The following is a 15953-nucleotide window of genomic DNA, read 5'->3' as shown; positions in this document are numbered from 1 at the left end:
GCGGCGGCGGCCGAGAACAGGAGTTTTATCGGCAACTACTCCCCACCCTCGGGTATGACTGCCGAGTCGCCCGAGAACGTCCTCTTCGTCGTCATGGACACCGTCCGAAAGGACCATCTCACGCCGTACGGCTACGACCGCCCGACGACGCCGGGCCTCGACCGGTTCGCCGACGAGGCGACCGTCTTCGAGCAGGCCGTCGCGCCCGCGCCGTGGACGCTTCCGGTCCACGCCTCGCTTTTCACCGGGATGTACCCCAGCCAGCACGGGGCCGACCAGGAGAACCCCTACCTCGAAGGCGCGACGACGCTCGCCGAGACGCTCTCGGCGGCCGGCTACGACACCGCCTGTTACTCCTCGAACGCGTGGATAACGCCCTATACGCACCTGACCGACGGCTTCGCGGAGCAGGACAACTTCTTCGAGGTCATGCCCGGCGAGTTCCTGTCGGGGCCGCTGGCGAAGGCCTGGAAGACGATGAACGACAGCGACGCGCTGCGGACGCTCGCCGACAAACTCGTCAGCCTCGGCAACACCGCCCACGAGTATCTCGCCGGCGGCGAGGGCGCGGACTCGAAGACGCCCGCGGTCGTCGACCAGACCATCGACTTCATCGACGACTCCGAGGGGTTCTTCGCGTTCGTCAACCTCATGGACGCGCACCTGCCGTACCACCCGCCCGAGGAGTACAAAGAGCGCTTCGCGCCGGGTGTCGATTCGACCGAGGTCTGCCAGAACTCCAAGGAGTACAACGCCGGTGCCTACGAGATTGACGACGACGAGTGGGATGACATCCGCGGGCTCTACGACGCCGAAATCGCCCACATCGACGACCAGCTCACCCGGCTGTTCGACCACCTCAAAGAGACCGACCGCTGGGACGACACGATGGTCGTCGTCTGCGCCGACCACGGCGAACTCCACGGCGAACACGGCCTCTACGGCCACGAGTTCTGCCTGTACGACCCGCTCATCAACGTCCCGCTGATGGTCAAACACCCCGACCTCGACGCGGAGCGACGCGACGACCAGGTCGAACTGGTCGACCTCTACCACACGGTGCTCGACTCGCTCGGCGTCGAAGGCGGCGAGCCCGCGACCCCCGGCGACGACGCGGTCGGCCTCGACCGCACGCGCTCGCTCCTGTCGGCCGATTACCGGGAGTTCGCGCAGGCGTCGAACGACGACCCCGGTCAGCGCCGCGACGGTCAGTACGCCTTCGTCGAGTACTCCCGTCCCGTGGTCGAACTCAAGCAGCTAGAAGAAAAGGCGTCGAGCGCCGGCATCACCCTGCCTGAAGACTCGCGGTTCTACTCCCGGATGCGGGCGGCGCGGCGGACCGACGCCAAGTACGTCCGAATCGACCGCATCCCCGACGAAGCCTACCGCATCGACGACGACCCCGAGGAGACCGAGAACGTCGCCGACGCCGACACGGGCGACGAGGCCATCGCGGAGACCGAGGTCGCCCTCGCGGAGTTCGAAGACGCAATCGGCGGCGCGTGGACCGACGCGCTCGACACCGACGTGTCGGACGACTCGGTCGACCAGATGGACGACGAGGCGCAGGACCGACTCCGCGACCTCGGCTACCTCGAATAGCTCGCACACGGGCGTCTCGGGTCCGACGCGACTACCGAAGCCCTGCTCCCCGCTCCCACGCCCGGAGGAGCGCCGCGAGCGTCCGGTTCGTCGGCACCTCGAAGCCGTGGTCGGCGGCGATATCCACTACCGCACCGTTGATAGCGTCCACCTCGGTCCGCTTTTCGGCCGCCACGTCCTGCAACATCGACGAGCGGTTCGCGGCGGTCTTTTCGACCACGCGGTCGACCGCCTCGCGGGCGACGCGGTTCGGGAGCGACACGCGCTCTAATCGGGCGACTCGGGCCGTTTCGCGGGCCGCTCGGTGTGCGAGTTCGCCGGCGTCGTCGCCCGCGAGCGCGCCGTTTTCGACCCGCGCGAGCGCGGTGACCGCGTTGATGCCGGCGTTGACGGCGAGTTTCTCCCAGCGCCGTCGCGGCATGTCGGTCGCGACGAGCGTGTTGAGCCCCGCGTCGCGGAACGCCTTCCCGACGCGCTCCGCGAGGGGGTCGGGCCCGCCGTCGAGCGCGCCCAAGACGACCCGACCGACGCCGGTGCACTCGACGCGGCCCGGCTCGACTAATCGCGCTCCGTAGGTCGCCGTTCCCGCGAGGACCGGCGCGTCGAGGCGAGAGGCGAACGTCTCCTCGGTGAGTCCGTTCTGGAGCGACAGCACCGCGTCCACGTCGCAGTCAGCGAGCGCGTCGGCAGCGGTCGCGGTGTCGAACGACTTGACCGTGACGAGCGCGAGGTCCGCCGAATGGCCCGTCTCGGTCGTCGTCGCGGCCGGCGAGATGTGCGCCGACCCGGCACCGACGATATCGAGCCCGGCCGCCGACACCCGGGCCGCGTGCGGGTCGCGGGCGACGAGCGTCACGTCGTGGACCGACGCGAGGAGACCGCCGACGAGCGTGCCGAGGCTGCCCGCGCCGAAGACGAGAATACGCATGGCTACCCGTACTCGGCGGGCGACAAAAATAGCGAGTTTCGCGGCGCAGCGGTCGAATCGGGGCGACCCCTCAGTCCTCGGTCCAGTAGTAGAGTTGCTCGCGCTCGGCACCGCAGTTCGGGCAGGCGTCGGGCAGTTCGTCGAGGTCGCCCATTTCGCCGCAGTCGCTACACCGCCACATCAACTCGGCCTCACCGAACTCGTGGCCGGCGCGCTCGTGTTCGACGGACATCCCCGCGAGTCCCTCGCGGGTCGTCACGAAGAAGCCGTCGTCGTCGAAACCGCGGACGCTCCCGAGTTCGGTTCCGTCCGCCGCGTACACCGTCATTCCCACCGTCGGCTGTGTCTCGTCAGCCATACGCGACTAGTCGTCGCGCGAGCGGATAAAAAGGAACGGCCGAATCCGCGTCGAGGTCGGGCGAGCCCAGCAATAGGCCGGCAGTGATGTCCGCATATAAATAATAAATCAAATACCGCGATATAGAATCTCGTGGCTCGACAAAGCACTTACCGCCACATCATAGATCCGACAGTATGCCCCGTCTTCGGAGCCGCCGCCGATTCCTCCAACTGCTCGGAAGCGCGTCGTTCGGTGTCGCCGGCTGTCTCGGCCGCGACGGCGGGTCGTCCGGTCCTACGACGACCGAGGCGACGACCACCACCGCCGAACCGTCTACGACTTACGGTCCGACCTCCGGGCCGGACGAACGCGTGACGGCCACGCCGCCGGGCGACCCCGCGCTCTCGCCGTCGGGGGCGTGGCCGCAGTACCGCTTCGACGCGGGAAACACCGGCTACAACCCCGACGTTTCGATTCCGACCGACGCCGAGGAGTACTGGCGGCTGAACGCCGGCGGCTCACCCGTCCTCGACGGCGACCGCCTCTACAACCTCCATGGGCGCGGGCGCGACGAGCGAGCGTTCGTCCGACGCGAGCCCTCGACGATGGGTGAGCGAGCGGTAACCCCGCTTGTCGGCTATGGCGTGAACTCGCCGCCCGTCGTCGCGGGCGACCGAGTCGTCGTCACGACCTTCATCGAGGTGTTCTGTCTCGCCGCCGACCGCGACGAAGTGCTCTGGCGCGGCCCCGAGATGGACGGCATCCACGGCCCGCCCGCGGTGGGCGACGGCGTCGCCGTCGTCTCAGGCGGCGGGTTCGACGGCGTCCCGACCCAGCTTCGGGCGTTCGAGCTCGCGGACGGGAGCGAACGCTGGCGCTACGACCTCGAAAGCGACGCGAAGGGCGCGCCCGCCGTCGCCGACGGTGCGGTGTTCGTCGTGACGAGCGACGCCGTCCACGCCGTCGACCTCGCGACCGGCGAGCGGCGCTTCCGCGTCGAGGCGCGAACGAGCGAGTGGACGACGCCGGTGGCGACGCCCGAGGCCGCGTATCTGCCCACCCGCGACGGAGAACTCCTCTCGCTCGCCCCGAGCGACGGCACCGAACGATGGCGGTCGCCGGGAAGCGGCGCGCCGGTCGTCACCGACGACGTGCTCCACGTCGCGGTCGACGGGGAGACCGCGACGCTGTCTCGCGACGACGGGAAAGAAGTGGCGACGCGATTCGTCGGCGCTCCGCACGCGCGCGCACGAGAAGCAGTATTGGTTTCCGATGAGCAGGGACGACTAGCAGCGTACAACACTGATGAAGAGCGTCAGTTATGGACGCACCAGACCCCGGAAGTGCAGGTGGCGGACGTGATTTCACAGGGCGTCGCCGCCGCAGTCCCCGTCGACGGCGCGGTGTACGTCGTCGCCGCCGACGGCTTCCACGGGTTAGGGGGGGCGCAGGACTGAGACGCCGAGCAGCGGAGTCGCTCGACTCGCAAAACCTGGAGGAAAAACCGACCGCTAAACTACATGAAGTCCGCGATGCCCGACTGCTCGTTCTCCACTTTTTCCGAGTCTCGCTCCGCTCGACTCGCAAAACCTGGAGGAAAAATCGACCGCTAAACTACATGAAGTCCGCGATGCCCGACTGTTTGTTTTTGTCGTTCTCGAAGACCGATTCGAGGCTCTTTTCGAGCACTTCGAGGCGCTGTTTCGTGTAGTCGCGGCAGTCGAACTCCTCTGCCACCTGAATCGCGGTGTCCATGTACTTGTTCACGGAGCCCTGGTGGACCGTGAGGTTCACCCGGCCGCCGCACTCCCGGCAGTCGCCCGAAAGCGGCATCCGGCGGTACTTCTCGCCGCAGTCGAGACACCGCGTCTCCTGTCGGGAGAAGGCGCGGAGGTTGCCGATGAGGTCCGGCAGGAAGTGGTACTCGATGACGCGCTCGGCCACGTCCGTCTCGTCGACCGCCCGGAGCTTCCGCGCGAGGAACAGTTGGGCGTCCATCTTGTCCATCATCGACCCGAGGGTCTTGTACGCAGAGAGGTCCGGGCCGGCGGCGATGTCCGTGGTGTCGTGGGTGTGGTCGAACCCGGTGTACTCGCGGTCGGTTCCGAGGTACTCCTCGGCGATGGTGACCTCGTCTTCCCAGTCGTCGGGGTCTTCCATCCGCAGGGTCGCCTCGTAGAACTCGCGGGGGTACTGCCGCACGATGTCCATGTTGTGCGCCTCGTCGTCGATCTCCGAGGGGTCGATGCGCGAGGACATGACGAGCGGCGCGTCCATCTGCCCGCCGCGCTTGTCGGGGAGATATTCTTTCGAGAAGTTGAGAAGACCGTCCATGAGCAGCATGACGCAGTCTTCGTCCCCGTCGCAATTCCGACGTTTCGCGGCGTGAAAGTACGGATGAGCGTATCCGACTGCTGCTGTCGTGAATCCGACAACTCTGCCGACGACCGCGGCGGAGGTGTGGGGGGCCATCCCGAAGACGAGTTCGCCGATGAGGTCGTCGCGCTCTTCGATTTCGTAGAACCGGTCGAGGCCGTAGAACTGGTCGAGGAGGTCGTCGACGAAGTCGGCGGTCTGCATCATGTGCTGCGCCGCGCCGTTCGAGAGGACGATGTCCTGTACTTTGAGTTCGACCAGTTGGTCGTCGAACCGGAGGGGTTCGCCGTCGATGTCGGTCTCGTAGCCGAGTTCGCGGAAGTGGTCGGCGGTCACGTCGAGTTCCTCGGGGCGGACCGCGGTGACGGGCAGGTCGGTCATGTCGTAGCGGACGGTGCCGTCTTTGAACGACGACACGTCGTGTTTCGCCCGCAGGACGCCTTTCTCGATGGGTTCGGGCGTCTTGTTCGCGGAGGTGAGGCCTTTGACGCCCTTGAGAATCTGGAACGACGACTCGCGCTCGCCGACGCGTTCGAGGGCGTCGCGGTACTCGCTGTTCAGGTCGACGTCCTGCCACTCGGCGCTCTCGACGTCCCACTCGCAGCGCTCGCAGTAGACGCGGCCCGACTCGTCGGGTTCGAGGACGGTCCCGCAGTCGTCGCACTCGTAGTGGGGTTCGGTGTGACCGCCGCAGTCGGGACATTTCGATTTGAAGCCGAACGCGCCGCAGTCGGGGCACTTGCGCTGACCGAGGCGGACCGAAATCTGGCCGCGCTTGCCGGACTCGCCGCGGTGTCTGGCGGCGTCGCCAACGTCGCGCTGGCTCCCGCCGGCCTCGCCGATGGGAAACAGCGTGTGGACCGCGGGCGAGAGGTCGCGGCGCTCGGACTTCTCGGGGCGACCCATCCGGTTGCCGATGCGGGTGGGCGCGCGCTCGCGGACGGTGAACGGCGCGACCTCGTTGACGGCCTCGACGGCGTTGTCGCCGTCGTCCCACGTGCGGGCGCGTTCGGAGAGGTCATCGAGTTCCCACGTCCGCTCGCGGTCGTCGGTGAGGCCGAGGCTCCGGGCGAGCGGTCGCCAGACGGGGACGCGGAGCGCCTCGTCGGTCTGTCGGTGAGCGACGAGCAGGTGTTCGAGCGCCTCCCGAATCTCGGGCGCGTTGTCGAGGACGAGCGTCCCCTCCAGTCCGCGCTCGGGTTCGTTGTCGTGTTCGAGCGCGGCGGTCGTGCCGCCGTCGGCTTCGGCGGCGACGATTTCACCGGCCGCGACGGCGTCGGCGAGCGCGTCGAACCGCTCGACAGAGATGTCGTGCCAGAGGTAGGTGTAGACGGGATGGAGCGGGGCGTCGAACTCGGTCGCCCACGAGAGGGCCTGTTCGACCGACGGCTCTTCGAGGTCGACGGCGGGGTCGTCGCGGAGCGCCTGCACGTTGGCCTCGGTCGCCTCGAACTCCTGAATCCACCACTCGAAGACGTACGAGGCGGGCGCGAGCGGGTGGTTGTTCTCGACGAACTCCCCGAAGTTGACGAGATACTCGCCGAGGTCGAGAATCTTCTCGACGCCGTTCTGGAGTTCCTTCGCCTCCTCGGGGTCGTCGATGCGGCGCACGTCGCCGTTAGCGAGTCTGACCGTCGGCCCCTCGATGGAGTCGACGGGGACGACGCCGCCGGCCTTGCCGGGACGCTCGGTCTTGATTTGGGTGCCGGTGGCGATGAAGTCGTCCACGATGTGCATCGTCGCGGGGTGGACGCCCGCGGTCGCGAAGCCGTGGTTGCGAGCGCGGCCGTAGCGCAGGCGGAAGCCGCCGGGCGCGGAGGGGTGGCCGAACACCGGGCGGCCCGCGATGAGGTCGCGGAGGAACTTGGTCGCGGGTTCGACGCGGGTCGGGCCGTCGGGGGCGTCGCTCTCGGCGTCGTCGGCCTCTGCGTCCGGGTCCTCGGCCTCGGCTTCGTCGCCGTCGTCGCCCGCGTCGTCGGCGTTCGCGGCGTTGTCGTCGTCCTTGCCGATGGTGCCGTCGATGAGGTCTTGGAGCCACGGCCAGTCGACCTCGTCGAGTTGGCGGGTGTAGCGCTGAATCTTCGGGGCCTTGAGCGCGATGCCCTCGGCCATGACGAGACACATGCCGCCGCGGGCGGAGTTGGTGTCGACGCGTTCGAGGTCGCGGTAGCCCGAGACCTCCTCGTCGCCCGTGGCTTCGCCGTCGAGCATGATGGGCATGTTCTCCGCGATGAAGCGCGACTCCTTGTCCTTCGGCGAGTACTGGAGGCCGGTCTCCTTGTCGTAGAGGTTTATCTCCTCGACGTAGCGCTCGACCTCGTCGGTTCGGGCTTTGTACTCGTCGATGTCGAGCAGCGAGCGGGCGTAGTCGGCGACGAGCACGGAGAGCGCCTGTGCGGTGCCGCCCGCCGAGCGAATCGGGCCGGCGTAGTAGACGTTGACGAACTCCGTGCCGTCGTCGTTTTCGAGGATTTCGACGCGGTCGATACCCTCGATGGGGGCGGCGACGACCCCCTCGGTGAGGAGGGCGACGGCGGTTCGGACCGCGCCCTCGACTTTGCCCTCGCGGGAGTCGTAGTCGCCGACGTTGCCGTCGACGAAGTCGGTCACGAGTTCGAGCGCGGCTTCCTCGCGGGACATCTCGCCTTCGAGTTCGCGGACGCGCTCTGCGACGCCGTCGATGCCGAGGATGTTCTCGACGCGGTCGGCCATGTCCTTGGCGACCGGAATCTCGACTTCGGTCTTCGGGTCGTACCCCGTCGCCTTCGCGGCCTCCGCGAGGTCGAACGCCTCGTCGAGGCGGGCTTCGATGCGACGGAAGTACCGGGTTTCCTCCTCGCGCACGGTTACAGCCAGAGGTCGAGGTCGGTCACCGCGTCGTGGTCGCGTTCGAGCGGTTCCTCGAAGGCGCGGAGGTTCAGTTCGCCGGCGAAGACGGTCGCAGAGTCGAGGTGTCCGGCGAGCGCCTGCCCACTACGCCGAGAAAGGATTGCGTGCGTGTGTGCGAAGGGTTCGCCGTCGAGGAGCGCAACGTTACCCACGCAGGCGGCGACTTCGAGCGGCTCGTCGAACGTCACGGACTGGTACTCCTGGTCCGTCTGGTCGTAAAACCAGAGTTCGGCGTCCTGGACGGCACCCATGGCGTTGAACCACGCGGACTCGATGTCCTTGCGCGCGCAGAACTCCTCGATCTCCTCGCGCCAGTCCGCACCGTGTTCGAGACGGGCGAGGTACTCCTCGCTCACCGTCACCGCTCGAGCGTTCATGCAGCGTACCACGAGCGAGTCGGACTAAAATGTGAATGGTCTGTCCGCCGGGCGTCCGGCGGCGGGCTTACGGGGCCGGTGCGATTACTGCCACTCGTCGAGCGCGAGCGCGTCGGCTACGTCAGCAGCGAGCCACGCGTCGTCGCGGGAGATATCCGCGATAATAAGACGCTGGCCCGTCTGAGAGCGATCCACCGAGGCCATGACCTCGGCGCCCGAGTCGTCGACGGAAGCCGTCGCATCCGGCGTCATGTATGATACATAGTGACACCCCTATATAAGTGGACCGAAACTGCGGGCCGAGAAGTGTCCCGTTGACTGATTCTGTCGCCTCGAAAGCGGGTTTAAAATGTAAAACGAGTTTTGTAGGGATTCTCGTGGCAGTTTTCGCCGCTTGGGTATGGAACTACCTCCCTTCCACGCTACACTATATCAAACAAATCGAATACGGTAAGTTTATCCACGCGCCGGGAAAATTTCGTTCTGAATGCCAGACACTAACAAACTCTCGCGTCGCCGCTTCCTGAAGGCAACGGGTGGGGCTGCCACGGCCGCCGCTCTCGCCGGTTGTACCGGCGGTGATGGTGAAGAGACGACGACGACCGAATCCGGTGGCGAGGAGACCACCACCTCGTCGACGACCCAAGAGGACACGGGCACGGAGCTGTCCGGGTCGGTGTTCAACCGCACCCTCTCGGGGACCATCACGACGATGGACCCCGTCGCCGCGACCGACACGTCGTCGGGCATCCTCATCCAGCAGGTCTTCGACTGCTTGATGTCCTACCAGAACGCCCTCCCGACGGTCGAAAACGAACTCGCCGCGGACTACACGGTCTCCGACGACTTCACGACCTACACGTTCGAGCTCGCGGACGCGACCTACCACAACGGCGACCAGGTCACCGCCTCGGACTTCATTTACTCGTGGGAGCGCCTCGCGGCCTCCGAGAACAGCCGTCGCGCCTACTTCATCCTCGACTCCGTCGGCGTCGAACACGAGACGGACGACGAGGGCGACTACGTGCCCGGGTCGCTCGGTCTCGAAGTCGGCGAGAGCGAGAGCGAACTCGTCGTCAACCTCTCGGAGCCGTTCCACGACACCCTCGAGATGTTCGCCTACACCTCCTTTGCCGCCCTTCCCGAGGGCGTCCTCGGCGACATCGAGGGTCACGACGGCGAGATGGAGTACACCGAGTTCGCGTCGAACAACCCCATCGGTGCGGGTCCGTTCGAGTTCGCGTTCTGGGAGCAGGGCACCGCCGCGGCCGTCTCCAAGTACGACGACTACTACGGGCAGGTCGCGCAGGTCGACAACGTCCGCTGGCAGGTCATCGAGGACGACACGGCCCGCTACAACTACGCGATGAACGAGAACGCGGACTACTTCACCCTGCCCACCGCGCAGTACGACCCCGGACTGGCTCAGGTGGAGTCGACCGACGAGTACGGTCGCGAAATCGGGACGTACGGGCCCGTCCGTAACGGGAAGACGCTCAACTACGTCGGCGTTCCGACCCTCTCCATCTACTACGTCGGCTTCAACATGAACAAGGTCCCGAAGGCGGTCCGTCAGGCGTTCGCCTACGTCCTGAACCAAGACCAGATGGTCTCGGAAGTGTTCAAGGGCCGCGGCTCCGCGGCGGAGCTCTTTACGCCGCCGACCATCTTCCCCGGCGGTGCGCAGGCCGCGAGCGACCTCGTCAGCTCCGACTACCCGTACAGCGCGGGCGAGACGGACATCGAGGCCGCCCGCCAGGTCATGGAGGAGGCCGGCTACGGTCCGGACAACCAGTTCGAGGTCCAGTGGACCCAGTACAACAACAACGCGTGGGAGGAGATGGCGAGCATCCTCCGCGACCAGCTCGCATCCGCCCACATCAACATGCAGATTCAGAAGGCCGACTTCTCGACGCTTCTCGAACGCGGCCGCAACGGTCAGCTCGAAGCGTACACCCTCGGCTGGATTGCCGACTGGCCGGCACCGGACAACTTCCTGCAGCTCCTGAATCCGCCGCAGACTGATACGTCCGAACAGGGCCCCATCTCGTACGTCAACTGGACGGCCGAAAACGGCGACGCCGCCCAGCAGGCGACCGACGCCTATCAGCAGGTCGTCAACAACCCCGCGCCGACCGACGAGGCCCAGCAGGTCCGCGACGAGGCCTACGTCGACATCGAGATGGCCAACTGGGAAGACGTCGCGATGCTGCCGGTCTACAACCAGAAAGAAGAGACGTTCTGGTACGACACCGTCGACATCGAACCGTTCGGTGGGATGGGTCCGAGCCGCCAGAAGCTCAACACCGTCACCCTCAACCGATAAAACCGAGGAACACGGGAACGCTTTCGCGTCCCGTCTCAATCGAAACGGCCGAATATTTTTGACAAGCGTACAATTAGTGGCCACTATATGAAATAATCTGGCATCAGAGTTGCTGAAACTGCGATATTTGGACCTCAAAGCGCAAGACATATCCATACCACTCAGTAAAAACTTACAACAATGTCCGCTCGAACGGTCTGCGAGGTGATGCCATGAGTCGATGGCAGTACTTCCTCCGCAGGGTACTGATGTCGATTCCTGTCGTCATCTTCGGGACGACGATTACGTTTGCCCTCATCCGCCTGGGGCCACTCGACCCCGTTTCAGCGATTCTGGGGACGCAATACAACCCACAGGCGGCAGAACAGATTCGAACGAACCTCGGGTTGAACCAGCCGCTATGGAGTCAGTACCTCGACTTCATGTACGACCTGTTCACCTTCCAACTCGGCCAGTCGTGGGTCATTGCGCCCGGGACGACCGCGTACGAACTCATCGAAATCTACGCGCCCCGGACGATTTGGCTCGGGTTCTGGTCGGTCGTCATCGCGCTGTTCGTCGGGATTCCGCTCGGCTTCTACGCCGGGCTGAACCCGAACACGCCCTCCGACTACGCCGCTTCCTTCGGCGGAATCGTCTGGCGCGCGATGCCGAACTTCTGGCTGGCCATCATGCTCGTCACGGCCCTCTCACAGCTCGGGTCGTGGACGAACGGCCTGTTCACGTGGCAGACGTGGATTGTCAGGACGAACGTCGTCACACCCCCAGCGCTCGGCTTCTTCCAGTCGCCGGTCGAACAGTTCCTCGCTGACCCCGGCGGGTGGATCGAGTCGTTCGTCCGAGCGACGAAGCAGATAGCCCCCGCGGCGCTGGTCCTCGGCTCTGCGTCGATGGGCAACGAGATGCGTATCGGCCGTACCGCGGTCCTCGAAACCATCAACTCGAACTACGTCGAGACCGCCCGCGCGAAGGGCGTCTCCGGGCGCTCGCTCGTCTGGAAGCACATCTTCCGGAACGCGCTCATCCCGCTCGTGCCCATCATCACGGGCGAGGCGTTCCTGCTTCTCGGCGGGTCGGTGTTCGTCGAGACGGTTTTCGCCATCAACGGCCTCGGCTGGCTGTTCTTCAACGCCGCCATCAACGGGGACCTGCCGCTCATCGGGACGCTGATGTTCATCTTCATCCTCATCCTGGTCGGCACGAACATCCTTCAGGACTTCCTGTACACGATTATCGACCCGCGCGTCGGGTACGACGGGTGAATCACAGTGAGCACGACAACCGAAACCGAAATTCCGCTCCGACAACGAGTCGCTGAGAACCCCCAGCCCGCGCTGATTTGGGCCGCCGTCGGTGCAGTCCTCGTCGGCGTCGAACTGGGCGCTATCCTCCAAGTCGTCGGTGCCGTCGCCGGCGTGGTCGTCAACCTCCTCCCCGGCGACCCCGGCGCGTCCGCCGTCCAGTCGTTGCAGGCGGCGTTCGACGCGATTCCGACGCTCGTCTCCCGCGACGTGATTCCGAACCAGGGCTACTGGAACGGGACTAGCTACCAGAACACGTTCCTCGGGCTCTCGCCCGCGGTCGCGTGGGCCATCCGCGTCGTGTTCGTCTACGCGTACGCCTTCGCGGTGCTGGCGTGGGCGTGGAACGGCTACAACCGGTTCCGCCGCCACTACCGCCGCGTCGACTGGACGCCGCGGGACGACGTGGTCAACCGCTTCCGGAATCACTCCTGGGGCAAGTTCGGGCTCATTATCGTCATCACGTTTGTGGTCATGGCGGTATTCGCGCCCGCGCTCGGTCCGACCACGATGGAGCGGAACATCCTCCAGCCGTACGACTACGAGGTGAGCTACTGGAGCGAAGACACCCAGAGCGTCGAGACCGTCCTCGTCGGCGAGGCCAACATCGGCTCCGGGTCGCAGGGAGCGGGCGACGAGAACGTCGCGCCGCTGACGTACGACGACTTCGGCAGGTTCCATCCGTTCGGCACGGCGACAAACGGGAAGGACTTGTTCACACAGGTGGTGTTCGGGGCCAGAATATCCCTGACAATCGCCGTCGTCGCCATGGGTATCGCCGGCCTCATCGGGCTCGGCTTGGCCATGATAACGGCGTACTACAAGGGACTGGCCGACTTGGCGACGGTGTTAGTCTCAGACTCGATACAGGCGTTGCCGGTCATCATGGTCCTCATCTTGATGCTCGTCATCTTCCAGAACACCTGGGTGAGGGAGTTGTACGACGGCGCGGTGCTCATCATCCTCATCTTCAGTATCGTCTACTGGCCGTTCATCTGGCGGTCGATACGTGGCCCGGCGCTCCAGGTCTCCGAGGAGGACTGGATCGACGCCGCGAAATCGTTCGGACAGACGCCGACGCAGGTCATGCGCAAGCACATGGCACCCTACGTGTTCAGCTACATGCTCATCTACGCCTCGCTCAGTCTCGGTGGTATCATCATCAGCGTCGCCGGGCTCTCCTACCTCGGGCTCGGTATCACCGCGCCGACCCCCGAGTGGGGCCGGCTCATCGCGAACGGACAGCAGTACGTCGCGAGCCCCTCGTGGCACATCTCGCTGCTTCCCGGCCTCCTCATCACGCTCGTCGTGACCGGTCTGAACGCCTTCGGCGACGGCATCCGCGACGCCATCGACCCGCAGGCGGACACCGGTGACGAGGCCGCGGCCACCGGAGGTGGCGCATGAGCACCGAACAGGCGCGCTCGGCCCGCACCGAGGGTGAGCCGCTGCTCTCCGTCGAGAACCTCCGAACGTCGTTCTACACCGACAAGGAGGTCATCCGCGCGGTCGACGGCATCTCGTTCGACATCTTCCGCGGCGAGACCGTGGGCATCGTCGGCGAGTCCGGGTCGGGCAAGTCCGTCACGGCCCGCTCCATCATGCGGCTGGTCGAAAAGCCCGGCCGCATCGAAAACGGCCGCATCATGTACGACGGCGAGGACCTCCTCGACAAGTCGGCAAAGCAGATGCGCTCCATCCGCGGCGGCAGCATCGCGATGGTGTTCCAAGACCCGCTGACGAGTCTGAACCCCGTCTACACCGTCGGCAACCAGATTAAGGAGGCGCTTCGCCTCCACCGCGGACTGAGCGGGTCGGCGGCGACGAAAGAGGCAATCGAGCTGCTCGAAGCGGTCGGGATTCCGGACGCCCACCGTCGCGTCCGCGAGTACCCCCACCAGTTCTCCGGCGGGATGCGCCAGCGCGCCGTCATCGCGATGGCGCTCGCGTGCGACCCCGAACTGCTCATCTGCGACGAGCCGACCACCGCGCTCGACGTGACTATCCAGGCGCAGATTCTGGAGCTCCTCGAAGAACTGCAAGAGGAACGCGACCTCGGCATCATGTTCATCACCCACGACATGGGCGTCATCGCCGAAATCGCCGACCGCGTCAACGTGATGTACGCGGGCGAAATCGTCGAGAGCGCACCCGTCGTCGAACTGTTCGAATCACCGAAACACCCCTACACGCAGGGGCTTCTCAACTCCATCCCCGGACAGGGGCTCGACGAGGGCGAACAGCTCGCGACCATCGAGGGCGACGTGCCGACGCCGAACGAGGACCCGACCTACTGTCGGTTCGCCCCCCGGTGTCCGAAGGCGTTCACCGAGTGCGACACGGTCCACCCAGAGCCCGTCGAAGTCGGGGACGGCACGGGCCGACACCGCGCGTCGTGCCTGCTGTACCCCGACGACCTCCCCACGGAGGAGGCGGTCGCCGTCCACCGCGAGGGCGGACAGCGCGGAGGTGACACGCGATGAGTACGACATCCACTGAAGAAGAACAGACTGCGAAGCCGCGCGGAGACACGCTCCTGGAGGTCAACGGCCTCAAGACCTACTACGAGGACGGCGGCATCCTCGGGAGCAACCCCGTGAAGGCGGTCGACGGCGTCTCGTTCGACATCCAGCGCGGCGAGACGCTCGGGCTCGTCGGTGAGTCCGGTTGCGGGAAGTCCACGCTCGGTCGCACGCTGATGCGCCTCGAAGAGGCCACCGCGGGCGAGGTCAAGCTCAACGGCACGGACATCACCACGCTGTCCGGCTCCGACCTCAAGCAGTTCCGCGAGGACGTGCAGATGGTGTTCCAGGACCCCGATTCGAGCCTCAACGAGCGGATGACCGTCGGCGAAATCGTCCGCGAGCCGCTCGACGTTCACGACTGGAAGACGCCGTCAGAGCGCCGCGAACGCGTCCGCGAACTGCTCGAAACCGTCGGGTTGCAGGAGCAGCACTACTACCGCTACCCGCACCAGTTCTCCGGCGGCCAGCGCCAGCGCATCGGCATCGCCCGGGCGCTCGCGCTCGAACCGGAGTTCATCATCCTCGACGAGCCGGTGTCGGCGCTCGACGTGTCCGTGCAGGCGAAGATTCTCAACCTGCTCGAAGACCTGCAAAACGAGTTCGGGCTGACGTACCTGTTTATCGCCCACGACCTCGCGGTCGTCCGCCACATCTGCGACCGCGTCGCCGTGATGTACCTCGGCAACATGATGGAAATCGGCCCGGCAGACGAGTTGTTCGACGAGCCGGCGAACCCGTACACTCACGCGCTGTTGTCGTCGATTCCGGAGCCGGACCCGACCGTCGAGCGCGACCGCATCACCCTCCGCGGGACGCCGCCGAGCCCGCGGGACCCGCCGTCTGGCTGTCCGTTCTCGACGCGCTGCCCGGTGAAGATTCGCCCGGCGGCGTACAGGGAGATGGACCCCGACCTCTGGGAGCGCATCGAAATCTTCCGCGAGGTCCTGCGCGAGCGCTCTCGCGCCGACCCCTCGCTGAGCGACCGCGTCCGGAAACTGCTCGGCCGGGAGACCCACCGCGCCGGGATGGACGAAATCATCCCCGAACTGTTCGGCGACTTCGACGCGCCCTCGGACGTGATGAACCACATCCACGAGGCCGCCGACTACGCCGAAAACGACGACGAGGACGCCGCACGGACCTACCTCCGCGAGGAGTTCGGCAGCGTCTGTGACCACGAGCGACCCGAACAGCTCGCGGTCGGCAACCGGGGGCGACTGAGCCTCTGTCACCGCCACGAGGCCGAGTACGAGGAGCCGGCGACCGTCTTCGAGACGCTCGTCCAATAG

At 65.9% G+C, this 15953-nt stretch carries 12 protein-coding genes; 7 read left to right on the top strand and 5 right to left on the bottom strand.

Features of this window, described 5'->3' with window-relative positions; genetic code table 11:
• The first annotated feature begins 54 nt into the window (after positions 1-54).
• Entirely contained in the window at positions 55-1602 is a 1548-nt protein-coding gene (locus tag E4P24_RS00695) for a sulfatase (protein ID WP_006600839.1), read from the top strand.
• A 31-nt stretch (positions 1603-1633) separates the two neighbouring features.
• Here the strand turns inward: E4P24_RS00695 and E4P24_RS00690 are convergent, their stop codons facing one another.
• Positions 1634-2530 (bottom strand): ketopantoate reductase family protein, encoded by an 897-nt coding sequence (locus tag E4P24_RS00690; RefSeq protein WP_188147973.1) that lies wholly within the window; start codon positions 2528-2530, stop codon positions 1634-1636.
• A 70-nt stretch (positions 2531-2600) separates the two neighbouring features.
• The gene (locus tag E4P24_RS00685) at positions 2601-2888 is read right to left on the bottom strand and encodes a rubredoxin-like domain-containing protein (RefSeq protein WP_004065787.1); all 288 of its coding nucleotides are present in this window, start codon (positions 2886-2888) and stop codon (positions 2601-2603) included.
• A 176-nt stretch (positions 2889-3064) separates the two neighbouring features.
• On the opposite strand from E4P24_RS00685, the gene E4P24_RS00680 reads away from it, so the two are divergent.
• Entirely contained in the window at positions 3065-4327 is a 1263-nt protein-coding gene (locus E4P24_RS00680; protein ID WP_188147972.1) for a PQQ-binding-like beta-propeller repeat protein, read from the top strand.
• A 157-nt stretch (positions 4328-4484) separates the two neighbouring features.
• Here the strand turns inward: E4P24_RS00680 and E4P24_RS00675 are convergent, their stop codons facing one another.
• The 3 genes from E4P24_RS00675 to E4P24_RS00665 form a co-directional block, all read right to left on the bottom strand.
• Positions 4485-8090: a DNA polymerase II large subunit gene (locus E4P24_RS00675; RefSeq protein ID WP_115801987.1), complete on the bottom strand. Its 3606-nt coding sequence runs from the start codon at positions 8088-8090 to the stop codon at positions 4485-4487.
• A 2-nt stretch (positions 8091-8092) separates the two neighbouring features.
• Positions 8093-8512, bottom strand: coding sequence for a PPC domain-containing DNA-binding protein (locus E4P24_RS00670; protein ID WP_004045093.1), 420 nt, complete (start codon positions 8510-8512; stop codon positions 8093-8095).
• Between the two features lie 84 nt (positions 8513-8596).
• Complete coding sequence (locus E4P24_RS00665) at positions 8597-8764, bottom strand: hypothetical protein (protein WP_004045091.1); 168 nt, start codon at positions 8762-8764, stop codon at positions 8597-8599.
• Positions 8765-8999: 235 nt separating this feature from the next.
• On the opposite strand from E4P24_RS00665, the gene E4P24_RS00660 reads away from it, so the two are divergent.
• From E4P24_RS00660 to E4P24_RS00640, 5 genes are all read left to right on the top strand, one after another.
• Complete coding sequence (locus tag E4P24_RS00660) at positions 9000-10838, top strand: ABC transporter substrate-binding protein (RefSeq protein ID WP_004065794.1); 1839 nt, start codon at positions 9000-9002, stop codon at positions 10836-10838.
• A 212-nt stretch (positions 10839-11050) separates the two neighbouring features.
• Positions 11051-12100 (top strand): ABC transporter permease, encoded by a 1050-nt coding sequence (locus tag E4P24_RS00655; RefSeq protein ID WP_004065796.1) that lies wholly within the window; start codon positions 11051-11053, stop codon positions 12098-12100.
• A gap of 6 nt (positions 12101-12106) precedes the next feature.
• The gene (locus E4P24_RS00650) at positions 12107-13546 is read left to right on the top strand and encodes an ABC transporter permease (protein ID WP_004065798.1); all 1440 of its coding nucleotides are present in this window, start codon (positions 12107-12109) and stop codon (positions 13544-13546) included.
• Positions 13543-14622 (top strand): ABC transporter ATP-binding protein, encoded by a 1080-nt coding sequence (locus tag E4P24_RS00645; protein ID WP_115801986.1) that lies wholly within the window; start codon positions 13543-13545, stop codon positions 14620-14622. The genes E4P24_RS00650 and E4P24_RS00645 overlap by 4 nt, the downstream gene beginning before the upstream one ends.
• Positions 14619-15953, top strand: coding sequence for an ABC transporter ATP-binding protein (locus tag E4P24_RS00640; RefSeq protein ID WP_115801985.1), 1335 nt, complete (start codon positions 14619-14621; stop codon positions 15951-15953). Before E4P24_RS00645 ends, E4P24_RS00640 begins: the two co-directional genes overlap by 4 nt.

Origin of the sequence: Haloferax sp. AS1, from assembly GCF_014530665.1 — an archaeon.
In the GTDB taxonomy this organism is placed as follows: domain Archaea; phylum Halobacteriota; class Halobacteria; order Halobacteriales; family Haloferacaceae; genus Haloferax; species Haloferax volcanii.
Note: the sequence above shows the minus strand (reverse complement) of the source record. Positions and strands in the feature narration are given on the sequence as shown.

Bases quoted from the DNA above. Each gene is read 5' to 3' on its own strand.
- E4P24_RS00695 (WP_006600839.1), top strand. From the start codon at position 55: ATGACTGCCGAGTCGCCCGAGAACGTCCTCTTCGTCGTCATGGACACC.
- E4P24_RS00690 (WP_188147973.1), bottom strand. From the start codon at position 2,530: ATGCGTATTCTCGTCTTCGGCGCGGGCAGCCTCGGCACGCTCGTCGGC.
- E4P24_RS00685 (WP_004065787.1), bottom strand. From the start codon at position 2,888: ATGGCTGACGAGACACAGCCGACGGTGGGAATGACGGTGTACGCGGCG.
- E4P24_RS00680 (WP_188147972.1), top strand. From the start codon at position 3,065: ATGCCCCGTCTTCGGAGCCGCCGCCGATTCCTCCAACTGCTCGGAAGC.
- E4P24_RS00670 (WP_004045093.1), bottom strand. From the start codon at position 8,512: ATGAACGCTCGAGCGGTGACGGTGAGCGAGGAGTACCTCGCCCGTCTC.
- E4P24_RS00665 (WP_004045091.1), bottom strand. From the start codon at position 8,764: ATGACGCCGGATGCGACGGCTTCCGTCGACGACTCGGGCGCCGAGGTC.
- E4P24_RS00660 (WP_004065794.1), top strand. From the start codon at position 9,000: ATGCCAGACACTAACAAACTCTCGCGTCGCCGCTTCCTGAAGGCAACG.
- E4P24_RS00655 (WP_004065796.1), top strand. From the start codon at position 11,051: ATGAGTCGATGGCAGTACTTCCTCCGCAGGGTACTGATGTCGATTCCT.
- E4P24_RS00645 (WP_115801986.1), top strand. From the start codon at position 13,543: ATGAGCACCGAACAGGCGCGCTCGGCCCGCACCGAGGGTGAGCCGCTG.
- E4P24_RS00640 (WP_115801985.1), top strand. From the start codon at position 14,619: ATGAGTACGACATCCACTGAAGAAGAACAGACTGCGAAGCCGCGCGGA.